The organism is Micromonospora sp. WMMD961 (assembly GCF_029626145.1).
Taxonomy (GTDB): domain Bacteria; phylum Actinomycetota; class Actinomycetes; order Mycobacteriales; family Micromonosporaceae; genus Micromonospora.
The window spans coordinates 4,606,299-4,627,496 of record NZ_JARUBJ010000002.1 but is presented as its reverse complement, the minus strand read 5'-3'; the positions used below and the strand labels follow the sequence as shown (position 1 = coordinate 4,627,496).

At 69.6% G+C, this 21,198-nt stretch carries 17 protein-coding genes; 13 read left to right on the top strand and 4 right to left on the bottom strand.

Going from position 1 to position 21,198, the window contains the following annotated elements; translation table 11 throughout:
• Positions 1-102 precede the first annotated feature (102 nt).
• From O7614_RS20940 to O7614_RS20930, 3 genes are read left to right on the top strand one after another with little or no spacing between them, the layout of a single operon-like run.
• Positions 103-372 (top strand): hypothetical protein, encoded by a 270-nt coding sequence (locus O7614_RS20940; protein WP_278140177.1) that lies wholly within the window; start codon positions 103-105, stop codon positions 370-372.
• Entirely contained in the window at positions 369-1,580 is a 1,212-nt protein-coding gene (locus O7614_RS20935) for a fumarylacetoacetate hydrolase family protein (RefSeq protein ID WP_278140176.1), read from the top strand. Before O7614_RS20940 ends, O7614_RS20935 begins: the two co-directional genes overlap by 4 nt.
• Positions 1,577-3,094: an aldehyde dehydrogenase (NADP(+)) gene (locus O7614_RS20930; protein WP_278140175.1), complete on the top strand. Its 1,518-nt coding sequence runs from the start codon at positions 1,577-1,579 to the stop codon at positions 3,092-3,094. Before O7614_RS20935 ends, O7614_RS20930 begins: the two co-directional genes overlap by 4 nt.
• A 390-nt stretch (positions 3,095-3,484) precedes the next feature.
• On the opposite strand, the gene O7614_RS20925 is transcribed toward O7614_RS20930, so the two are convergent.
• The gene (locus O7614_RS20925; protein ID WP_278140174.1) at positions 3,485-4,960 is read right to left on the bottom strand and encodes an alpha-N-arabinofuranosidase; all 1,476 of its coding nucleotides are present in this window, start codon (positions 4,958-4,960) and stop codon (positions 3,485-3,487) included.
• Between the two features lie 705 nt (positions 4,961-5,665).
• Here O7614_RS20925 and O7614_RS20920 point away from each other — a divergent pair.
• The 6 genes from O7614_RS20920 to O7614_RS20895 all read left to right on the top strand — a co-directional run bounded on the left by O7614_RS20920 (position 5,666) and on the right by O7614_RS20895 (position 14,212).
• Positions 5,666-6,688, top strand: a complete 1,023-nt coding sequence (locus tag O7614_RS20920) for a LacI family DNA-binding transcriptional regulator (RefSeq protein ID WP_278140173.1) — start codon at positions 5,666-5,668, stop codon at positions 6,686-6,688.
• Positions 6,689-6,871: 183 nt separating this feature from the next.
• Positions 6,872-9,046 carry an alpha/beta hydrolase-fold protein gene (locus O7614_RS20915; protein WP_278140172.1) on the top strand — a complete coding sequence of 725 codons (2,175 nt, stop codon included), beginning with the start codon at positions 6,872-6,874 and terminating at the stop codon, positions 9,044-9,046.
• Positions 9,047-9,148: 102 nt separating this feature from the next.
• On the top strand, positions 9,149-10,489 hold the full coding sequence (locus tag O7614_RS20910; RefSeq protein WP_278140171.1) for an extracellular solute-binding protein: 1,341 nt from the start codon (positions 9,149-9,151) through the stop codon (positions 10,487-10,489).
• Positions 10,490-10,567: 78 nt separating this feature from the next.
• On the top strand, positions 10,568-11,509 hold the full coding sequence (locus O7614_RS20905) for a sugar ABC transporter permease (RefSeq protein ID WP_278140170.1): 942 nt from the start codon (positions 10,568-10,570) through the stop codon (positions 11,507-11,509).
• Positions 11,510-12,394, top strand: a complete 885-nt coding sequence (locus O7614_RS20900; RefSeq protein WP_278140169.1) for a carbohydrate ABC transporter permease — start codon at positions 11,510-11,512, stop codon at positions 12,392-12,394.
• A 90-nt stretch (positions 12,395-12,484) separates the two neighbouring features.
• Positions 12,485-14,212: an IlvD/Edd family dehydratase gene (locus tag O7614_RS20895; RefSeq protein WP_278140168.1), complete on the top strand. Its 1,728-nt coding sequence runs from the start codon at positions 12,485-12,487 to the stop codon at positions 14,210-14,212.
• 78 nt (positions 14,213-14,290) lie between these two features.
• Here O7614_RS20895 and O7614_RS20890 read toward each other — a convergent pair whose 3' ends face one another.
• The gene (locus tag O7614_RS20890; RefSeq protein WP_278140167.1) at positions 14,291-15,070 is read right to left on the bottom strand and encodes an ABC transporter permease; all 780 of its coding nucleotides are present in this window, start codon (positions 15,068-15,070) and stop codon (positions 14,291-14,293) included.
• Positions 15,067-16,083 carry an ABC transporter substrate-binding protein gene (locus tag O7614_RS20885; RefSeq protein ID WP_278140166.1) on the bottom strand — a complete coding sequence of 339 codons (1,017 nt, stop codon included), beginning with the start codon at positions 16,081-16,083 and terminating at the stop codon, positions 15,067-15,069. Before O7614_RS20885 ends, O7614_RS20890 begins: the two co-directional genes overlap by 4 nt.
• Positions 16,084-16,392: 309 nt before the next feature.
• Between O7614_RS20885 and O7614_RS20880 the strand changes: the two genes are divergently transcribed.
• Genes O7614_RS20880 through O7614_RS20870 form a run of 3 tightly spaced genes read left to right on the top strand, consistent with a single transcriptional unit; the run spans position 16,393 to position 18,697 of the window.
• Positions 16,393-17,328 (top strand): DUF6282 family protein, encoded by a 936-nt coding sequence (locus O7614_RS20880; protein WP_278140165.1) that lies wholly within the window; start codon positions 16,393-16,395, stop codon positions 17,326-17,328.
• Positions 17,325-18,041: a PIG-L deacetylase family protein gene (locus O7614_RS20875; RefSeq protein WP_278140164.1), complete on the top strand. Its 717-nt coding sequence runs from the start codon at positions 17,325-17,327 to the stop codon at positions 18,039-18,041. Before O7614_RS20880 ends, O7614_RS20875 begins: the two co-directional genes overlap by 4 nt.
• Positions 18,038-18,697, top strand: a complete 660-nt coding sequence (locus O7614_RS20870; RefSeq protein WP_278140163.1) for a 4-carboxy-4-hydroxy-2-oxoadipate aldolase/oxaloacetate decarboxylase — start codon at positions 18,038-18,040, stop codon at positions 18,695-18,697. The genes O7614_RS20875 and O7614_RS20870 overlap by 4 nt, the downstream gene beginning before the upstream one ends.
• Positions 18,698-18,734: 37 nt before the next feature.
• Here the strand turns inward: O7614_RS20870 and O7614_RS20865 are convergent, their stop codons facing one another.
• Positions 18,735-20,189, bottom strand: a complete 1,455-nt coding sequence (locus O7614_RS20865) for an alkaline phosphatase PhoX (RefSeq protein ID WP_278140162.1) — start codon at positions 20,187-20,189, stop codon at positions 18,735-18,737.
• A 205-nt stretch (positions 20,190-20,394) separates the two neighbouring features.
• Here O7614_RS20865 and O7614_RS20860 point away from each other — a divergent pair, with 205 nt between their 5' ends.
• Positions 20,395-21,123, top strand: coding sequence for an alpha/beta hydrolase (locus tag O7614_RS20860; protein WP_347404360.1), 729 nt, complete (start codon positions 20,395-20,397; stop codon positions 21,121-21,123).
• Positions 21,124-21,198: the final 75 nt, after the last annotated feature.

The window sequence follows — 21,198 nt, the reverse complement described above, 5'->3', positions numbered from 1 at the left end:
ACTTGACACCGTTGCATATGGCGCTACGATCGTTGCAAATTCATCCGCATGACGCTGCCTCGCAACAGTGGAGTGACTATGGGTTATCAGCGCGCTCGCTCCATGACCGCGTTGAGCTCGCTGGAGACGGCCCTGCGGGATATCTCGGCGCGCGACCTCGGCGTTCCGGTCTCCCGGCTCCTCGGCGGCGTGAGCGCGGATCGGGTGCGGGCGACGCCGCAAATCGGAGCGGCGCCGGGCATCGAGCTGGACGTCACCGCGATCGAGCGGCATCCGTCCACACCGCACCCGCTGCGGATGGTCGAGGACGTCGTCTACGACATCCGACCCCGAGACGAGCGCTCCCTCGCCACGCTGGAGAGCGGCTCATGACGATGCCACGGCCCCGGGCGGCGGCCTCGGGCGCAGGGTGGTCCGGCACTGCCGCAGAGGCGCTGCCGGACGATGTCGACGCCAGCGTCCTCATCGGTCGCATCTGGGATCCGTCCGTTGACGGCCCGACGCCGGTGGTCGTCCGCGACGGTGTGGTCATCGACGTCAGCCGTCGATTCCCCACCGTCCGGGACATCTGCGAACTGCCCGATCCGGCCGCGGTGGTCGCCCGCCTCGCCGGGCCGCCGGTCGGCGACTTCGGGGAGATCCTGGCCAACACCGAGGCCGCGACCCGGGACCGTACCCGGCCGTGGTTGCTGGCTCCGGTCGACCTCCAGGTGCTCAAGGCCGCCGGGGTGACCTTCCCCATCTCGATGATCGAACGCGTCATCGAGGAGCGGGCACGGGGAGACCTGGCGCTCGCGGCGGACATTCGTCGCCGGATGCTCATCGACGTGGGCGTCGATCTGCACAGCCTGGTGCCGGGCTCGGCGGAGGCGGACCGGCTCAAGAGCCTGTTGGTCGCCGAGGGCATGTGGAGTCAGTACCTGGAGGTGGGGATCGGCCCGGACGCCGAGATCTTCACCAAGGGGCAGGTCCTCTCCGCCGTCGGCACCGCCGTTCCGGTCGGAGTGCTCGCCGCGTCGACCTGGAACAATCCGGAACCCGAGGTCACGCTCATCGTCGCGTCCACCGGGCGGATCGTCGGCGCCACCCTCGGCAACGACGTGAACCTGCGCGACGTGGAGGGTCGCTCGGCGCTGCTGCTTCCGCTGGCGAAGGACAACAACGCCTCGTGCGCCCTTGGTCCGCTGATCCGGCTCTTCGACGATCGGTTCGGAATGGACCAGGTGCGTCGGCTCGAGGTCAGCCTGGAGGTCCGCGGCGTGGACGGCTTCCTGCTGGAGGCGGTCTCGGAGATGACGCGGATGGCGCGCGACCCGGAGGAACTGGTGCGGCAGCTGATCGGCCCACACCACCACTATCCGGACGGTGCCGCCCTGATGCTCGGCACCATGTTCGCACCGATCCAGGACCGCGACCGCCCCGGTGAGGGCTTCACCCACAAGGTCGACGACGTGGTGCGGATCGGCTGCCCGGCGCTCGGCACCCTGGTCAACCGGGTGTGGCACGCGGAGGAGTGCGAGCCCTGGCAATTCGGCGTCCGCGATCTGATGGGCAATCTGGTGAGGAGAGGACTGCTGTGAACGTGGTCATCACTGTCGATCCACGCGACGGCCGGCGGCGTACGACGGATCTCGGCGAGACCGACGAACCTCAGCTGGAGGCCATCGCCGGCCGGGCGTCCCAAGCGGCGCAGTGGCTGTCCGGACTGGGCAGACTCGGCAGGGCGGAGACGCTCGACCGCATCGCCGACGTTCTGGAGTCGCGGCGCGCGGACCTGGTCGCCGCCGCGGAGGCGGAGACCGGGCTGAGCACCGCGCGGCTCGACGGGGAACTCACCCGGGCGGCGTGGCAGTTCCGGATGTTCGCCGACGTGTTGCGCGACGGGGGGTACGTCGAGGCGGCCATCGACCACGCCGCCGACACACCCCTCGGGCCCGGTCCGGACCTGCGACGGATGCTCGTACCCCTCGGACCGGTCGCGGTCTTCGGGGCCAGCAACTTCCCGTTCGCCTTCTCGGTCGCCGGGGGCGACACCGCCTCCGCGCTCGCGGCGGGTTGTCCCACGGTCCTGAAGGCCCACCCGTCGCACCCGCTCACGTCGCACGCCTGCGCCGCCGCGATCGAGTCGGCGATCCGCGACCAGGGTGGGCCCGACGGTGTGATCGGCACCGTGTACGGCGAACAGGCCGGGCGGTCGCTGGTGCGTCACCCCGCGATCCGCGCGGCGGCCCTGACCGGTTCCGTCGGGGCCGCCCGTGCCATCCAGGCGGCCATCGACGAACGGCCCGACCCGATCCCGCTGTACGCCGAGCTGAGCAGCGTGAACCCGATCGTCGTCCTGCCCGGCGCGGCCGCGGACCGCGGCGACCGGATCGCCGGAGGGCTGTTCACCTCCTTCACGGCCTCGGGCGGCCAGCTGTGCACCAAGCCCGGCCTGGCGTTCGTCCCGTCCGACCCGGCTGGCGATCAGCTGGTCGACGCGCTGCGGGAACGGGTCGCCTGCGCGGGGGGCGCGGTCCTGCTGAACGAGCGCATCCGGGACGCCTACGAGAACCAGGCGGCGGCGTTCGAACGAGCCGGCGCTCGGGTGTCGGCGCGACCCCAGGTCGAGGCCGGCGAAGGCTTCACGGTCGCGCCGACACTGCTGGAGGTCGGTCTGCCGGGTCTGACGGCCGAGATCGCCGACGAGTGCTTCGGCCCGCTGCTGATCGTGGTCCGGTATCGCGACGTCACCGAACTCGACGCCGCTCTGGCGACCGTCCCACCGTCGCTGACCGGTGCCGTCCACCACGGGGCGGCGGACCAGACCGCTGTGGTACGCCGGTTGGTCGACGTGCTCGCGGCCCGCGCCGGTCGCATCGTCTTCGACGGTTACCCCACCGGTGTCCGGGTGTCCTGGGCCCAGCACCACGGTGGACCCTGGCCGTCGACGAACGCCGTACACACCTCGGTGGGCGCCACGGCGATCCGGCGGTTCCTGCGCCCGCTGGCGTGGCAGGACGCCCCGGAGTGGATCCTGCCCGAGGAGCTTCGAGACGAGTACGCCGCCATTCCCCGTCGGGTGGACGGGAGGCTGGAATCGAAGACGGAATAGTCGCGACGTAGGTCGCTACCGAATGGTTCTTCTGGTGACGCCGGCCTGGTCGGCGCGCGGTTCTGCGAACTGATCCTGAATTGATTCGCGCGCCGTCGTCCTGGCGCTGCCGGAATCTGCTCTCGATTGTCGTCGTTGCGCCCGGCAAGAAGCGTCGATGACCGGGATCGCATTTCGTGGTTTTGGCCTGGACCGGGCGCGATATTAGCGCTCGCACGGTGAACTGGTCGCCCGGTGCCAGGGCGACAACCTGTTCCACGAATCCCGGAGTGCCCCGGTCGACGCCCGATGGTCCTGGGCTCGACGCCGAACTCCCTGTGGTGGGGAAGCCCCGGCCGCGTACCCCTGCTCAGGGCAGGGTGTGCGCGGCCGGGGTGGTTCGTCAGCCGATCACGGGGTCGCGTCGGTGGCCCGAAGCCGCAGCATGGTCCAGGACGCCGGCGGGAGGGTCAGCTGGACGCTGGTGTCGGCACTACGTGCCGTGCCGTTGGGGCGCGGCTCGGCGTGGTCTGGACCGGCGGCGGTGTTCTTGGCGTGCAGGTCGGCGCCGCCGACGGTGACGCACTCGATGATGCCGGCCAGCCGAGCGCCGCTGACGTCGACGGTCACCTCGGCCGGGGTGGTGACGACGCGGTTGACGAGGAAGACGGTCATCTCCCCGGTGCTGTCGTCCCAGGTGGAGACCGCGTCGACCGCGTCGATCTCGCCGAAGCGGTCGGTGGCCGTCGTGCTGCCGGCGCGGAGCACGTCGAGCACGGCTCCGCGGGCGTGCCGGGCGGTCCGGGCGAAGGGGTGGAAGATGGTCTGCCGCCAGGCCGGTCCGCCCGGCTCGGTCATGATCGGCGCGATCACGTTGACCAGTTGGGCCTGGCAGGCCGCGGTCACCCGGTCGCTGTGTCGAAGCAGGCTGATCAGCAGACCCCCGACGACGACCGCGTCGGCCACGCTGTAGTTGTCCTCCAGCAGGGGCGGGGCGACCGGCCAATCCTCGCCGCTCGGCGGGGTGGACGGAGTCGCGGACTGGTACCAGACGTTCCACTCGTCGAAGGCGATCATGATCTTCTTGGTCGATCTGCGGATCGCCCCGACGGAGTCGGCGATGGCGGTGACCGCGTCGATGTACCGGTCCATGTCCTCGGCAGAGGCGAGGAAGCTGGGCAGGTCGTCGTCGACCGGTTGGTAGTAGGCGTGCAACGAGATCAGGTCGACGTCGTCGTACGCCTCGGTGAGCACGTCCCGTTCCCAGCTGCCGAACGTCGGCATTCCGAGGTGCGACGAGCCGCAGGCGACGAGTTCGAGGTCGGGATCGAAGCGGCGCATGGCCTTCGCGGTCTGCGACGCGAGGCGCCCGTACTCGGTCGCGCTCCGCTGGCCGACCTGCCACGGGCCGTCCATCTCGTTGCCGAGGCACCACAGCCTGATCCCGTACGGCTCGGCCGCGCCGTTGTCGCGGCGCTGGTCGGCGAGGTGACTGCCGCCGCGGTGGTTGGCGTACTCGAGCAGGTCGACGGCCTCGGCGGTGCCACGGGTGCCGAGGTTGACCGCCATGATCGGGTCGACGTCCGCCTTGTCGACCCAGCGCATGAACTCGTCCAGCCCGAATTCGTTGGTTTCCAGGCTGTGCCAGGCGAGGTCCAACCTGGCGGGTCGTTGCTCGACCGGGCCGACGCCGTCCTCCCACCGGTAGGAGGAGACGAAGTTGCCGCCCGGATAGCGGACAGTGGTGACGCCCAACTCCCGGACGAGCGCGAGAACGTCACGTCGGAAGCCGTCCGGGTCGGCTGTCGGATGTCCCGGCTCGTAGAGGCCGGTGTAGACACACCGACCCAGGTGCTCCACGAACGAGCCGAAGAGCCGGCGCGGCACCGGCGCGACACGCCTTCGCGGGTCGAGGCCCAGGCGGTAGGGGAGTGGACTGTTCGTGCCGGCCGGCTGCTCCGGCGTTCCGTCGAGCTGGGTGTTCAGGGCTGGCTCCCTTCGTGCGAGGTCCCGCCGCCGACGTGGACGTCGCGACGGGGCCCGGGGGTGGTGGGTCGATGCGAGCTCTGGACAACATAGGGATGGCCGATTACGTTCTTGATCTATGTAAACGTTACCGATCACGTTTACGTAAGGGAATCCGATGCCCATGATCAAGGTTCGCGGCAGCCCGACCCCGAGGTTGCCCCGGTGTGGGTCGAGTGTCTCGTGTCCCCGCGCAGGGCGACCGCCATCGTCGAAGGTCTTCCCGGCGGCGGCCGGCGGTCGCGGCTGCCCGACTGGGTTGGCGGCGCGGGAGAGTGCGGCGGATGGGCTCCCGGTGCGTCCCCGGCGGTGGGGTGGACCGACGAGTGCTCGGGCCGTCGCATTTCGTCACGCTGCCGTTCGTCCGTCGCGCTGCCGTCCGTCACCGAAGGCAATCGTTGTTAGCGTGCCCACGGTCCCGGCAAAGGATGGGCCATGACCGTTTGACCGTCCTGGTAGGGCGGTTGGCGCGAGGGTGAAGAGGTCTTGTGTTCGTAATACTTGTCCGTTACGTTGGCAACACCCTGGAAACGTAACCGATAACGATTGCAGTCCAGAGGGAGCGGCATGACCGAGGTCAATGCGCCCGTGACAATGAGCGATGTCGCTCGGGTTGCCGGCGTTTCCACCGCGACCGTTTCGCGGGTGGTCAACGGGCATTACGGCGTCAGCGCCAACACCGTGGCCCACGTCCGTTCGACCATCGAGCAACTCGGCTACGAGTCGAGCCTGGTCGCCACGAGCCTCCGGCGCAGCCGCACCAACGTCCTCGGCCTGGTGACCCACAGCTTCCAGTCGTACACGGCGGAGGTGCTCAAGGGAGCGATGAAGGCGCTGAGCCGCTCGGGCTTCGATCTGATCATCTACGCCAACAGCGACCTCTACGGGTCGTACTCGGAGGGCTGGGAGCGGCGGCATCTGACCCGCCTGTCGGGCACCCTGACCGATGGCTGCATCGTGGTGACCCCCTGGGGTGAGGTGCAGAGCCGCACGCCAGTGGTGGCCATCGACCCGGCGAGGGGCTCGACCGGGCCCTCCGTGATGGCCGACAACCTCGCGGGCGCCACCACCGCCGTCGAGCACCTGCTCGCCCTGGGCCATCGGCGCATCGGGTTCATCGCGGGTCGTTCCAGCCTGGAGGCGGCCTGGTCCCGCGAGGAGGGCTACCGCACTGCGCTGACTGATGCCGGCGTCCCGGTCGACCCGACGTTGATCGGCCGAGGTGACTTCAACCCCGACTCGGCGGTGCCGTTGGCGCGCGAGCTGCTGCAACGGGTCGACCGTCCGACGGCGATCTTCGCGGCCAGCGACGGGATGGCCCTCAAGGTCCTGGAAGTCGCCAGGGAGCTGAGAATCGACGTCCCCGCAGACCTGTCCGTCGTCGGGTTCGACAACATTCCGGAGTCGGCGTCGACCGGGCCGGGCCTGACCACCGTGGACCAGTCGATGTACCACCTGGGATACGAAGCCGCGCGGATGCTGAAGTCACTGGTGACCGGCGATTGGACGGGGCCGCGCCGGATAGTGCTTCCGACCAGCCTCGTGGTCCGCAGCTCGACCGCGCCACCGAAGAGCACAGGATCACCGTGATGTGCATCCGCCGACGAGACTGCCCGGCCGTGTCGGAGGCCGTGCCGCACCGAGCGATCACGTCCGGCGTGCCCTTGGCATGACGCGGGAGGAGGTGTCAACGCAGAACCACGGCCAGATCCACCAGTGCATCGAGCCGGTCAGTCGGGTCGCATCCGCTGCCGGCGCAGAGAGGAGTGGAGCGTGACAACCGAACCGTACCATGGGCGCTTACGCCGGCTGGGCGGGCGTCGGCTCTCGGCGGCCCTCACCGCGGGAGTCATCGCCGTCGCAGCGGTCCTGCTCGTACCGCAACCGGCGGCGGCCGACACCCCGTGGCTGACCGTCTCCCCGGATCGCTACGCGTCGTTCACCGTCCCGGCCGCCTACGTGCAGGAGCAACTGGGCACGGTGTCGCAGGTCGTGGTGGAGGGCAACTTCGGCCCGTCCTCGGCCACGGCGGAGTTCGGGTTGACCCGCCGTGGTGACGTGTGGTCCGGCGTTCTGGGCGCACTCGAACCCGGGCTGTACCACTACCAGATCACCGCCGACGACACCAAGAGCATCAAGGACCCGACGAACGACACGAGTGTGGCGTCCGACCCGCTGCTGAGCACCTTCTTCGTCGCGGGTGACTCGGCACGGTGGTTGGTCGACGCGCCACCCGGCACCGGCGGTGAGGTCGGGACGCTGACCTACCGGACCAAGGCCGGGCAACGGTCCGCCCTGGTCTGGACACCACCGGGGTACGCGGCCAGGGGCCCGAAGGGCTATCCGGCGCTATACCTGCAGTCGGGTGACGGCATGGCGGCCACCGACTGGCTCGATCTCGGGCGGACCAGGCAGATCCTCGACAACCTCTCGGCCGCGGGCACCATCCGGCCGATGGTGGTCGTGATCGCCGACGGCTCGGGTGACAAGGAGCTGAAGGATCTACGCAGAGCGGTCGCCGACAACTACCGGGTCCTCCGCGATCCGGCACACCAGGCGATTGCCGGAGTGTCCGACGGCGCGACGGTGGCGGTGCGGGCAGCGCTGGCCAAGCCGGGTCAGTTCGGCTACGTCGGCTGGTTCTCGGGTCGGTCGGTCCCGGACGTCGACCGGAGGGACGCCAAGACGGTCAACCGCACCGTCAGGCTGTTGCGTCTCTACACGGGCAACGTGACCGATCCGGCGCACAACGCCACCTACCGGCTGGCGAAGGCGTTGGGTCGGGCCGACGTCAGGTTCGAGTCCGACGGGGTCAACCCGGACGGCGGCCCGAACTGGGACACCTGGCAGGAGAATCTGGTCGACTTCGTGCCACGGCTGTTCCGGCACGTGTCGGACCACGGGCCGAGCCCTGGTCACGGGCAGCTGACGGGGGAGTTCAACCCGCCGCCGGCGGGCACCACCCCGACGCCCTTCGTCAGCGAGGACGGGTTCGTCACCTTCGAGACCACCACCGACTTCGCGGACGCCCAGCACGTCACGGTGTGGGCGAACGTCGCGCCGGGAGGTAGCTGGTTGCGCGTGCCACTGGCTCGCGACGGTGACCGGTGGCGAGCGACGGTGGGGCCCCTCGACCCCTGGTTCTACTACTACCGGCTGATCGTCGACCGTGTCCCGTTCAAGGACACCTCGAACCCGACGAAGGTGACCACCGAACCGACGTGGAGCACCTTCCTCATCTCGGGGCCGGGTGCCCGCCTGCTGTCGGACGTCCCCGCCGGCCTGGGCGGGAAGGTCGAGACCATGACCTATGCCAGCACCGTGGCAGGCCAGGACCGCACGGCTCTGGTGTGGACCCCACCCGGGTACGACCCGGGCCGTGCCGAGCCGTACCCGGTCCTCTACCTCCAGCACGGCGGGGGTCAGAACTACACGGACTGGGTCGAGATGGGACGTGCCAAGCAGATCCTCGACCACCAGTTCCTCGACGGTGACCTGGTGCCCATGGTGGTCGTGATGGGCAACGGCAACTCGTCCAACTTCAACCGGGAGCTGCTGGAGAACATCGTCCCCACGGCCCGGGCCCGCTACCACGTCTCCGGCGAGTCGTCGCAGCAGGCCCTCGCCGGCCTGTCGATGGGCGGCGGGCAGGCGTTCGGGGTGCTGCGGGCGTACCCCGGCGAATTCGCCTACGTCGCCGCGTTCTCGGCCGGGTTCGGCAGCGGCACCGGCGTCGACGTGGAGGCGATCAACAGCGGGACGAAGATGCTGCGCCTGTACGTCGGTGACCAGACCGACTTCGTGTACCCGAGCTTCATGGCGTCCCTGACCACGCTGGACAACCTCGGTATCCGCTACGAGTTCGACGGGGTGACCCCCGGGCCGCACGGCTGGGACGTGTGGCAGAAGAACCTCATCGACCTGGCGCCGCGTCTGTTCAAGCGCTAGGAGCCGTTCCAGGCGACGCCACCGGGAGCAGGCTTCCTGCCCTGGTGGCGCCCGCCAGCGCACGGATGCCTCCGCACCGCCACCCCGAAGGGAACCACCTCAATGAAGAGAAGACGGATTCTCGCCACGGTTGCCATGCTCGCCGTCGGTACCGGCCTCGTCGCCTGCTCCTCCGACGAGGGCGGAAACGACGCGAGCAACTGCACGAACACCATCACGAAGAAGGACCTGCCGGTCGTGACGATGTGGGGCTGGTACCCCAACACCCAACTCGTCGTCGACAACTTCAACAAGCTGAACAACGAGGTGCAGGTCTGCTGGACCAACGTCGGGCAGGGCGGCGACGAGTACGACAAGTTCCAGACGGCGATCTCGGCGGGCACCGGCGCGCCTGACGTGATCATGGTCGAGGCGGACCGGATCCCGACCTTCCAGATCCAGGGCGCGCTCGTCGACATCAAGAAGTACGGCTACGACGCGGTCAAGGCCGACTACAGCGAGGGTGCCTGGAAGGACGTGTCGGTCGGTGACGCGGTCTACGGCGTCCCGGTCGACGGTGGCCCGATGGGCATGATCTACCGCAAGGACATCTTCGACAAGTACAAGATCACCCCACCGAAGACCTGGGCCGAGTACGAACAGGCCGCGCAGAAGGTCAAGGATGCCGGTGGACCGCTGTTCGGGGACCTCGGCGCGAACGTCCCGGCGGTCCTGATGGCGCTCCAGATCCAGAAGGGCGCCACGCCCTTCACCTTCGACCCGGCGCAGCCGAAGTCGATCGGTGTGAAGCTCAACGACCAGGCGTCCAAGGACGTGCTGGACTACTGGGGTGGCCTGGCCAAGAAGGGCCTGGTCGGGACGCAGGACCAGTTCACCCCGGAGTACATCTCCGGCGTGATCAACGGCAACTACGCGACGTACATCTCGGCGGCGTGGGCGCCCGGCTACCTCACCGGCGCGGGCGTCGGCAAGGGCGAGGACACCGGCAAGTTCGCGGTGGCGCCGCTGCCGCAGTGGGACGAGGCCAACCCGGTGCAGGTGAACTGGGGCGGGTCGGCGTTCTCGGTGACCAAGCAGTCCAAGAAGCCGGAGTTGGCGGCGAAGGCCGCCTACGGGCTGTACGCCGACAAGGAGTCACTCACCGACGGCTGGACCAACCAGATCATCTTCCCGCTGAACCTCACGGCGCTGAAGGACCCCGCGTTCATCGACCTGAAGGTGCCGTTCTTCGACGGCCAGCAGGCGAACAAGGAGGTCTACGTCCCCGCCGCCGACGCCTACCAGGGCGTCGCGTACGCCCCCTTCGGCCAGTACTACCTCGACGCCATGACGAAGCAGGTCAGCGAGGTCATCAAGGGGTCCATCACCGGTTCCCAGGCGGCCGACCGGATCCAGGAGGACGTGGCGAAGTACGCCAAGGAACAAGGCTTCACCGTTCAGTGACCTCACGGGTGGGCCGCGCCGTCAGCGGGCGGGCGGCCCACCCTCGACCCTCGGCGTCCACGTCCCGGAGAGACCACAATGACACTCCTGACCGAGAAGAGCGCACCGCGCGCCCGCAACGGGACGCGCACGATCCGTGGCAAGGTACACCTCCGCGAGCACCTGATGGGGTGGCTCTTCGTCGGGCCATTCGGGATCGTCTTCCTGGCGTTCCTCATCGCTCCGCTGGCGTACGCGCTGTATCTCAGCCTCTTTCAGAAGAAGCTGATCGGCGGCACCAGCTTCGTCCTCTTCGACAACTACGTGAAGGCGTTCACCGACCCGAGTTTCCTGTCCGGGGCGTGGTTCGTCATCCGCTTCTCGCTCGTCTCCATCCCGATCCAGATCGTCCTCGCGCTCGCGATGGCCCTCATCCTGGACGCGGTGACCACGCTGTTCGCTCGCTTCTCCCGCCTGATGATCTTCCTGCCGTACGCGATCCCGACGGTCATCGGCGCCGTGATGTGGGGGTTTCTCTACAGCAAGGGCTTCGGCCCGCTCACCGACATCTTCGGGCTGTTCGGCGCCACCGCACCGGATTTCCTGAGCAGTGATCTGATCTTCTACGGCCTGCTCAACGTCGTCACCTGGCAGTGGGCCGGCTATTACATGATCATCCTGTACGCGGCGTTGCAGGGCGTCGATCCGACGCTCTACGAGGCCGCCCGGATGGACGGCGCCGGGCGGTGGCAGATCGCGACGCGGATCAAGATCCCGCTGATCGCACCCGCGCTGATCCTGATCCTGGTCTTCTCGCTCATCGGCACCCTGCAGTTCTTCAACGAACCGCAGATCCTGCGATACCTCGCCGCGGGCACGATCGGGACGGACTTCACCCCCAACATGTACGCGTACCAGCAGGCGTTCGCGCTGGCCAACTTCAACTACGGGTCGGCGATCTCGTTCGCCCTCGGCGGCATCGTCTTCATCTGCGTGTACGCCTTCCTGTTCTTCACCCGCAAGCGGAGGAGCTTCCTGTAGATGACCGCCCCCACGAGCGTCCGCGCCGGCTCCCGTCGGCCGCAGCGCTATCTCCCGCTGCAGATCCTCCTCGGCTTCCTGGTGATCTATTTCCTCGTACCGTTCTGGTGGGTCGTCGTCAACAGCTCCAAGGACGCGCCGGGCCTTTTCGGCGGCGACAACACGCTGTGGTTCGCCGACCAGGTCGACTACCTCGGCAACCTTCGGCAGCTCTTCACCTACGACGGGGGCATCTACCTGCGGTGGATCCTCAACTCGACGCTGTACGCCATCGCCGGTGGCGTGGGCGCCACGGTCCTGGCGGTGATGGCCGGCTACGGGTTCGCCAAGTACCGTTTCGCCGCGCGGCGTTTCAGCTTCGCCGTCGTGCTCGGCGCGTTGATGGTCCCCGCCACCGCCCTGGTCATCCCGACCTTCATCATGTTCTCCCGGCTCGGCCTGACCAACACGGTGTGGGCGGTGATCCTGCCGTCGCTGCTCAACCCGTTCGGCGTCTACCTGATGCACGTGTACGCGCGCGACGCGGTGCCCGACGAACTGCTGGACGCGGCGCGGGTCGACGGCGCGGGAGAGGTGCGCACGTTTCTCCAGATCGCCCTTCCGATGATGCGTCCCGCGGTGGTCACCGTGCTGCTGCTGTCCGCGGTGGCGTCCTGGAACAACTACTTCCTGCCGCTGGCGATGCTCTCCGACAACCGGCTCTTTCCCGTCACCGTCGGTCTCGGCCTCTGGCAGGGGATCGCGTCGGCGAACAACGCCGGAGGCACCTCGCTGTGGAGCCTCATCATCCTGGGCTCGCTCGTGTCCGTGATTCCGCTGATCATCGCGTTCTTCAGCCTGCAACGGCACTGGCGCGGCGGGCTGTCCGTCGGAGGCCTCCGGTAGGCCGCGCCCGTGCCACCAGCCAGTGCACCACCCCCCTCAAGGATCGCCGCGAACCCCCGCGGCGCGGACGGATGACAGAGGAGTCTGCTGATGTCGACGACGAATCGACAGCTGCGTAGCGGCCAGTGGTTCGGTGCGGAGGGCCGCAACGGTTTCATCCACCGGTCCTGGATGCGCAACCAGGGGTTCGCGGACGACGTCTTCGACGGCCGTCCGGTGATCGGCATCGCCACCACCTGGTCGGAGCTGACCCCCTGCAACGCCCATTTGCGGGATCTGGCCGAGTCGGTGAAGCGGGGCGTGTGGGAGAGCGGTGGCCTGCCCCTGGAGTTCCCGGCGATGAGCCTGGGCGAGCCCCTCATGCGTCCCACGACCATGCTCTACCGCAACCTGCTGGCGATGGAGTTGGAGGAGTCGGTCCGGGCCAACCCGCTCGACGGGGTGGTCCTGCTCTCCGGCTGTGACAAGACCACCCCCGGCCTGCTGATGGGAGCGGCGAGCGTCGATCTGCCGACCCTGATGCTGACCGGTGGCCCGATGTTGAACGGCAAGTTCCGGGGCCAGGACATCGGCTCGGGCACCGTCGTCTGGCGCTTCACCGAGGAGATGCGGGCGGGCCGGATGAGCGCGGCCGACTGCGCGGAGGCGGAGGTCGGCATGTCCCGCAGCCGGGGGCACTGCATGACCATGGGGACCGCCTCCACGATGGCCTGCGTGACCGAGGCGCTGGGCGTGCAGCTCCCGGGGGCCGCCGCCGTGCCCGCTGTCGACTCCCGGCGGTACGCGCTCGCGCACGCCGCCGGCCGCCGGATCGTCGCCATGGTCGAGCAGGACCAACGGTTGTCCACGGTGCTCACCAGGCAGGCATTCGAGAACGCGGTCCGGGTCAACGCCGCGATCGGCGGGTCGACGAACGCCGTCGTACACCTGCTCGCGGTTGCCGGCCGCCTCGGTGTCCCGCTGACGCTGGAGGACTTCGACGCCCTCACCGCCGACGTACCCATGCTGGTCAACCTCATGCCGTCCGGGGCGTACCTGATGGAGGACTTCGCCTACGCGGGCGGCGTCCCGGCCGTGATGGCGGAGATCGCCCCGCTGCTGCACATGGACCATGTCACCGTCAGCGGCAAGAGCGTGGCGGACAACGTCGCCGGCGTGAAGTGCTGGAACCGGGACGTCATCGCCACCATGGCGGAGCCGTTCCAGCCCGCCGGCTCGGGCACCGTGGTGCTGCGCGGGTCGCTCGCGCCGTCCGGGGCCGTGCTGAAGGTCTCCGCGGCCTCCGCGCACCTTCTCACGCACACCGGGCCGGCGCTGGTCTTCGACCGGATCGAGGAGTACGTCGTGGCCGCCGACGATCCGGACCTCGACGTCACCCCCGACACGGTGATCGTGGTACGCAACGCCGGGCCGCGCGGCTACCCCGGTTTCCCGGAGGTGGGCAACGTGCCCATGCCACGACGGCTGCTCGCCGACGGCATCACGGACATGGTGCGGATCTCCGACGCCCGGATGAGTGGCACCGGGTACGGCACGTGTGTCCTGCACGTGGCCCCGGAGGCGTCGGTGGGTGGCCCGCTCGCGTTGGTGCGTACCGGCGACCTGGTCCGCGTCGACGTGGCGACGCGATCGCTGGACCTGCTGGTCGACGACGCGGAACTCGCTCAACGCCGCGCCGCCTGGCAGCCGCCACCGCCGGTCGCCGACCGGGGATGGGTACGGCTGTACAGCGAGCACGTCCTGCAGGCCGACCAGGGCGCGGACCTGGACTTCCTCGTCGGCGGCAGCGGCAGCGACGTGCCCCGGCACTCGCACTGACACGAGACAGCAACCACCGGTCGCCGCGGGGGAGGGGTGGCCCGCCGGGGGAAAGCGCGCGGCGGGCTCAGCAGCCGATCAGGAGGAGATCGCCCGCGCCCACGGCACGAGGAGGCGTTCGAGACCGGCCATCAGGTAGAAGAGCAGTGCGCCCATGAGCGCGAGCAGGATCAGCGCCGCGAACGCGAGCGGGGTGTCCGCGGACTGACCGGAACTGGCGATCACCGCGCCGAGCCCGGCCTGCGGGTTGATCACTTCGCCGATGATCGCGCCGATGATGGCGAGTGAGGTCGCCACCTTCAGACCGACGAAGATCTGCGGCAGGGCCCACGGAAGTCGGACCTTGAGGAAGGTCTGCCACCACGAGGCGGAGAGGGAGCGGGCCAGCTCGCCGAGGTCGTTCGGTGTCGAGGTCAGGCCCGCCATGGTCGAGATCAGGATCGGGAAGAAGCAGAGCAGCACCACCATCACGATCTTGGTCTCGTAGCCGAAGCCGATCCAGACCAGGAGCAGCGGCGCGAGCGCCACCTTCGGCACGGCGTTGATGCCGGCGACCATCGGTAGGACCATCCGCTCGACGGTGCGGGATGCCGCGAGCAGGACGGCCAGCAGGAGCCCGCCCACCGCCGCGATCCCGAACCCGATGATCGTCTCCAGGAAGGTGATCCAGGTCTGCCGGGCCAGGTGACCGGGGAGTCGCAGGAACGCGTCGACCACGTCCGGGGGCGCCGGCAGGAAGAAGGGCTCGATGTCGAAGACCCAGGTGGACAGCCACCAGAGCCCGGTCGCGAGCGCCGCGCCCAGGGCCGGCAGCCCGAGGGTGTGCCAGCGTCGTTGTGCCTGGGCGTCGCCGGTCACGACTTCTTGACGAAGGTCGGGTCCACGACGGCGGCCGGCGTCAGGCCCGTCGGAATCAGGTTGGCGCGTTCGAGGACGGCGATGGTCTGGGCCACCCGCGACGCGTCCATGAACCCGATCGGGGCGCCGTCGGCGGGACGGACGTGCGGGGTCATCGCCTCGATCTCGCCCTTGCCCGCCGCCACCGTGTAGGTGGGCTTGGCCTTGTTGAGGATCGTCGCCGCCTCGTCCGGGTGCTCGACGCTGTACGCCAGGCCCTTGAGTGCGGCCTTGGTGAACCGCTGCACGAGGTCGGGGTCCTCGCTGATGAGCGACGGGGTGGTGATGATCGCGTTGCCGAACAGGTCCGGTAGGTAGTCGCTGTAGGGCAGGACGACGACGTCCTTCCGGGCGGCCGTCTGCAGGGCGCCGCGGCTGAGCAGGAACGTGCCCAGTGCGTCGACCCGCCGGCTCGCCATGAGCCCGTTGAGGGCGGTGGGTTGCACGCCCTCGATCTTCACCGTCGCCGGATCGAGCCCGGCCAGCCGCGCGTACGCCGGGAAGAGCAACTCCGTCACGGAGCCGCTGCCGGTGGCGATCGTCTTGCCCTGGAGGTCCTTCGGGGTGGTGATGTTGGTGTCCGTGGTGGTCATCACCGAGATCAGCGTCTGCTGGTGCACGGCGGCGATCGCCCGCCAGTCGGTGAACTCGCCCTTGCCCGCCTGGATGACGGCACCGGTGAAGTCGAGAGCGCCGAACTGGACCTGCCCCGACTTGAGCGCCGTCAGGTTCTGCTGGTTGCCGGCGCCCTCCTTGATGTCGACCTCGATGCCGACCTCGGCGAAGTAGCCTTTCTCCTTGGCCACCCACGCGAAGGCGTCCCGGCCCACCGCGCCGAACGCGGTGATGTAGGCGACCTTGTCGATCTCACCGCCGGGCGGGTCGCCGCCGCTGTCGTCGGTGTCGCCGCAGCCACCGGCCGCGAGAGCCACGGCCAGCCAGGCCGCGACGAGCGTGGAGAAGCGCTTACCCATGCGGTGCCTCCAGCCTCCGGGCTCGCGACGCGTGGCCAAACCCTGTCGAGGGGATCGGCCGGACGACGCGAGGTCGGCATCGATAGACGATTTTAGATCAGGTGAGCGGTGTTCGTCTGTCCCGAGTCGGTGATGAGGTGGGCGGGCAACGGCTCTTGTGCGTCCACAATGGAGACACAGCCTGACGGCACCTTGAAATAGGCATGATCACCGATATGCTTGCGCTCGGCGGCTCCCGGCTCGTGACCGCCGCGCGCTCGACCGAGTGCACCCGTACGACCCCGCTCTCGGGGCTCACCGAGGAGCGCGATGGCTGACCCTCTGGTTCCCTCCGCCCGGGCCCGCGCCGTGGTCCGCGGCGCCTACGACACGCACGTGCACGTGGCCCCCGACGTGATGGCCCGACGCATCGACGACGTCGACCTGGCGCACCGCTGCGCCGAGGTCGGGCTCGCCGGTTTCGTCCTCAAGTCCCACTACGTGGCGACTGCCGAGCGGGCAGCGGTGGTCCGCAAGGTGGTGCCCGACGTCGACGTCCTCGGTGCCATCACCCTCAACGGCGCGATGGGCGGCATCAACCCGGTCGCGGTCGAGGTCGCCGCGCGACAGGGTGCCCGGATCGTGTGGATGCCGACGGTGGACTCCGGAAACCAGCGGCGCAGCACCGCCACCGATCTGCCGGGTGCCACACCGGCGATGTGGGGCGCCTTCCAATCCGACCTGCACAGCCAGGGCATCGTGCCGGACCCGGTCGAGGTCGTCGATGCCGAGGGGCGGGTCCTTGACCGCGTACGCCAGGTGCTGCGGGTGATCGCCCGACACGACATCACGCTCGCCACCGGCCACCTGAGCGGCGCCGAGATCGCCGCCGTGGTCCGGGCCGCGGCGCAGGAGGGGGTACGCCGGATCGTGGTCACCCATCCCGAGTTCACCTCGCAGCGACTGACGCCCGCGCGGCAGCGCGAGCTGGCCGAGGCGGGTGCCCTGTTGGAGCGCTGCTTCACGACCCCGCACTCGGGCAAGGTCGACTGGGCGGACCTGTTCGCCACCATCCGGTCGGTAGGTGTGGCGCACTCCGTCCTCTCCAGCGACCTGGGGCAACCGTTCAACCCGCCGGTGGAGGACGGTCTGGCGCTCTTCGCCGACCGACTGTTCGCCGCCGGCTTCACCGAAGAGGAGGTCCACGTCATGGCGGTGGTCAACTCGCGCCGCGTGGTGACGCCGGCCGGGACGACGCCGGCATGAGCGGGCGACGGATGCTGGTCATCGGCGCTCACTCGGCCGACTTCGTCTGGCGGGCCGCCGGAGCCGTCGCCACGCACACGCGGGCCGGCGGCGAGGCCGTCGTGTTGGCGCTCTCGTACGGCGAGCGGGGCGAGTCCGGCGAGCTGTGGAAGGACCCGCAGCAGACGGTGGAGAACGTCAAACGGCTGCGGCACGCCGAGGCGGAACGGTCCGCCGCCGCGGTCGGCGCCCGGTTCGAGGCCTTCGACCTGGGCGACTACCCGCTTCGGATCCGGGACGAGGACATCGACCGGCTGGCCACGCTGATGCGCGAGTTCGCGCCGCACGTGGTGCTCACCCACCCCGAGCGCGACCCCTTCAACCCGGACCACCCGACCGCGCACGCCGCGGTGGCGACCGCCCGGCAGCTCACCGCGGGCGCCGGCGTGGCCAGCGGCTTCCGGACCGTCCCGCCCTCGGAGTTCCTGGCCTTCGAACCCCACCAGCCTGAACTCTGCGGGTTCGTCCCCAGCGTGTTCGTCGACATCACCGAGGCGATGCCCGCCAAGCGGGAGGCGATGGCGGCGATGGGGGCTCAGGGCTACCTGCGCGAGTACTACACCCAGCGCGCCGACCATCGTGGCAACCACGCCCGCCGGGTGACCGGTGACGCGGCCATCCGGCAGGCGGAGGCGTTCCAACGGTTGATCCCGAACGTCGTGGTGGCGCTGTGAATGCCGTCCACGACGCGGCGGACGTCGACCCGACGGTGATCGAGACACTGACCGCTGCCGGGGTGGCAACCGTCTACGAGGCCGCCGGTCGACGTGGCCTGATCGACGTGCACCTCGTGCAGGTGGTGCCGGGTTCCCGGGTCGCCGGCGTCGCCCGGACCGTCGTCTGCGGCCAGGGTGACAATCGGGCGGTGCACGAGGCCATGACGCTCGTCCGTCCCGGCGAGGTGCTCGTGCTCACCATGCCCGAGCCGGCCCCCGTCGCGCTGATCGGCGAGCTACTGGCCACGCAGGCCAAGGTCGCCGGGGCGGCCGGCGTGCTGGTCGACGCCGCGGTACGGGACGTCGACGAGCTCCGCACGCTCGGACTGCCGGTCTGGGCCCGCTGGTGCCGGGTGCGTGGAGCCACCAAACGCGAACGTGGTTCGCTCGACGTGCCGGTGCCGGTGGGCGGTGCGACAGTCGAGCCGGGGGACATCATGGTGCTCGACGCCGACGGGGCCGTGGTGGTGCGGCGGACGAGCGCGGACGCCGTGGCCGCCGCGACGAGGAACCGGATGGCCAGGGAGACCGGACTGCGGGCCCGGCTGGAAGCCGGCGAGTTCAGTTACGACCTGCACGGGATGCGGACCGAGGACGAGCCCGGCGGGCGGTAGGACCGGCCGGACCGGCCGACCCCACCGCCCGGCCTGTTCAGCCCAGGTACTTCTCCCACGGGCCGGTGATGGCCAGGGTCAGGCCCGGGTCCTGCATGTTGACGAAGAGCACCTGGCCGTCGGCGCTGAAGGTCGGCCCGCAGAACTCCGAGTCGTTGAGCATGTTGCGGGCGATCGCGTACGTCGGGCCGCCTGGGATCGTGCTGAGCACGTGGGAGGCGCCCTTGCCGTCCTCGGCGAGGACCAGGCTTCCCCACGGGGTGACGGTCACGTTGTCCGGGCCGTCGAAGGTGATGTCGGTGTACTTGACCGGCGTCCCCTCCTCGGCGGCGGTCTGGTGCGGGAAGTACGTCACCAGCTGGATGGTCTGGTCCTTGAAGTTGTAGAACCAGACCATGCCGTCGTGCGGCGCCGCGTCGGACGGCAGGTCACCCTCGTCCCAGGCGAAGGAGTTGACCACGTACACGCCCTCGTCGGTGCTCCACACGCCCTCGAACTTGCGTCCGCGGGTGACCTGGCCGTCGGTGAACTGCTCGCGCACGGACGTGTGCCGCGCGTCGCGGTCCGGCACCTCGATCCACCGCACGGGGAAGGGGCGGCCCAGCTGGGCGGAGGTCAGGTAGGCGACGTCCGGCAGCACCGAACCGTCGTCCATGATGATCTGCATGGCGGCGAGGACGCCCGCGTTCGGCGCGAGGCGGGTCAGCACGCCCGGGCCGACCTTGACGCCGCGCGGTGCCGACCAGCGGTAGAAGAGGCCGTTGGGCTCGTCGGCGTCCTCGGACAGGTAGATGTGGGTGCGGTCCTTGTCGATCGCCAGGGCCTCGTGGGAGTAGCGGCCCAGGCACTTGATCGGCCGCGGGTCCGCGCTGCCGTCGGCCCAGACCTCGAAGACGTAGCCGTGGTCCTTCTGGTAGGTGCCGGTCCGGCCGCCCTCTTCCCACTCGTCGCCGGCGCGGTCCTCGGTCTCCTCGCAGGTCAGCCAGGTCCCCCAGGGGGTCGGGCCGCCCGCGCAGTTGGAGATGGTGCCGGAGAGGGCGACGAACTCGCCCAGGTTCCGGCCCGCACGGTCGGTCTTGATCACGGTGCAGCCGCCGGCGTCGACGGCGCCCGGGTCGTAGACCGTCCCCTTGACGTGCGGTACCCCGAACTCGGCACCCGGGTCGATCTCGTGGTTCTGGATCAGGGTGTACCGGCCGTGGCCGGCGTCGAAGACGGCCATGCCGTCGTGGTCGGCCGGGGTCATGCCCTGACCGCGGTCCAGCCGGGTGACGCCGGTCCGGGTGACCACCGTGTAGCTGAAGCCCTTGGGCAGGGCGAGGACGCCCTTGGGGTCGTCCACGAGCGGCGGGAACGGCACGTGGCCGGACGTGACCGGCGGGTGCGGCCGGCCCGGGCTGGCCTGCGCCAGGGACGGCAGACCGCCGGCGACGGCAAGGCCCACACCGGCGGCGGCGCCACCAGCGAGGAAGGTACGACGAGAGGAAGGCACGTGGATCAGCTCCTGGTCAGGACAAGTGCGACGAGTCGGAGCCAACTCGTGCGGACGAACAGCAACACGTCGTCGACGGGATCGGCCGGTGACATCGGGGTGAAGAAACAGGGCCGCCCGCGACCCGACGTTTCCCGTGCGCACGGTGGGTAATCAGCCGCGCCCACCCAGTCCGGGGGTGCACACCCCTCACGCGAAGGAGCCGATGGCCGTGTCAGATCAGAACATCACCGTTGTCCTCGTTCACGGCGCGTTCGCCGAATCGGCGAGTTGGAACGGTGTGATCGAGCGGCTGGGCGCTGGCTACTCCGTGGTGGCCGCCGCCAACCCGCTCCGCAGCCTCGCCGGAGACGCCACCTACGTCCGGGACGTGGTGCGGGGGGTCGGCGGACCGGTCGTGCTCGCCGGCCACTCGTACGGCGGCATGGTCATCACCGAGGCGGCAGCGGACGAACCGATGGTGCGCGGCCTGGTCTACGTCAACGCGTTCGCCCCGGAGACGGGTGAGTCGGCGATAGCGCTGTCCGGCAAGTTTCCCGGCAGCACGCTCGCCGACACGTTGGTCTCCTACCCGGTGGCGAGCGGCGGAAACGAGGTGGCCATCGGGCAGGACGCCTTCCACGAACAGTTCGTCGCGGACGTCTCCGAGGACACTGCGGCGTTGATGGCGCGGACCCAGCGGCCGATCACCGAGCAGGCGCTCGGCGACACGCTCTCGACGTCCGAGCCGCCGTGGAAGTCGTTGCCCAGTTGGTTCGTCTTCGGCGACGCGGACCGCAACATCCCGGTCGCCGCGCACCGCTTCATGGCCGAACGCGCCGGTGCCCGGGGCGCCCGCGAGGTCGCCGGCGCCTCCCACGCGATGACGATGTCCCAGCCCGGCGAGGTCGCCGAGTCCATCATCGAGGCGGTACGGGGCGTCGGGGCTGGATAGCGCCGGTGTGACCGGTTCGCGCACAGCGGGCAGGGTGGGCGCGCGAACCCACCGACGATCTCGACGTACGGCCCC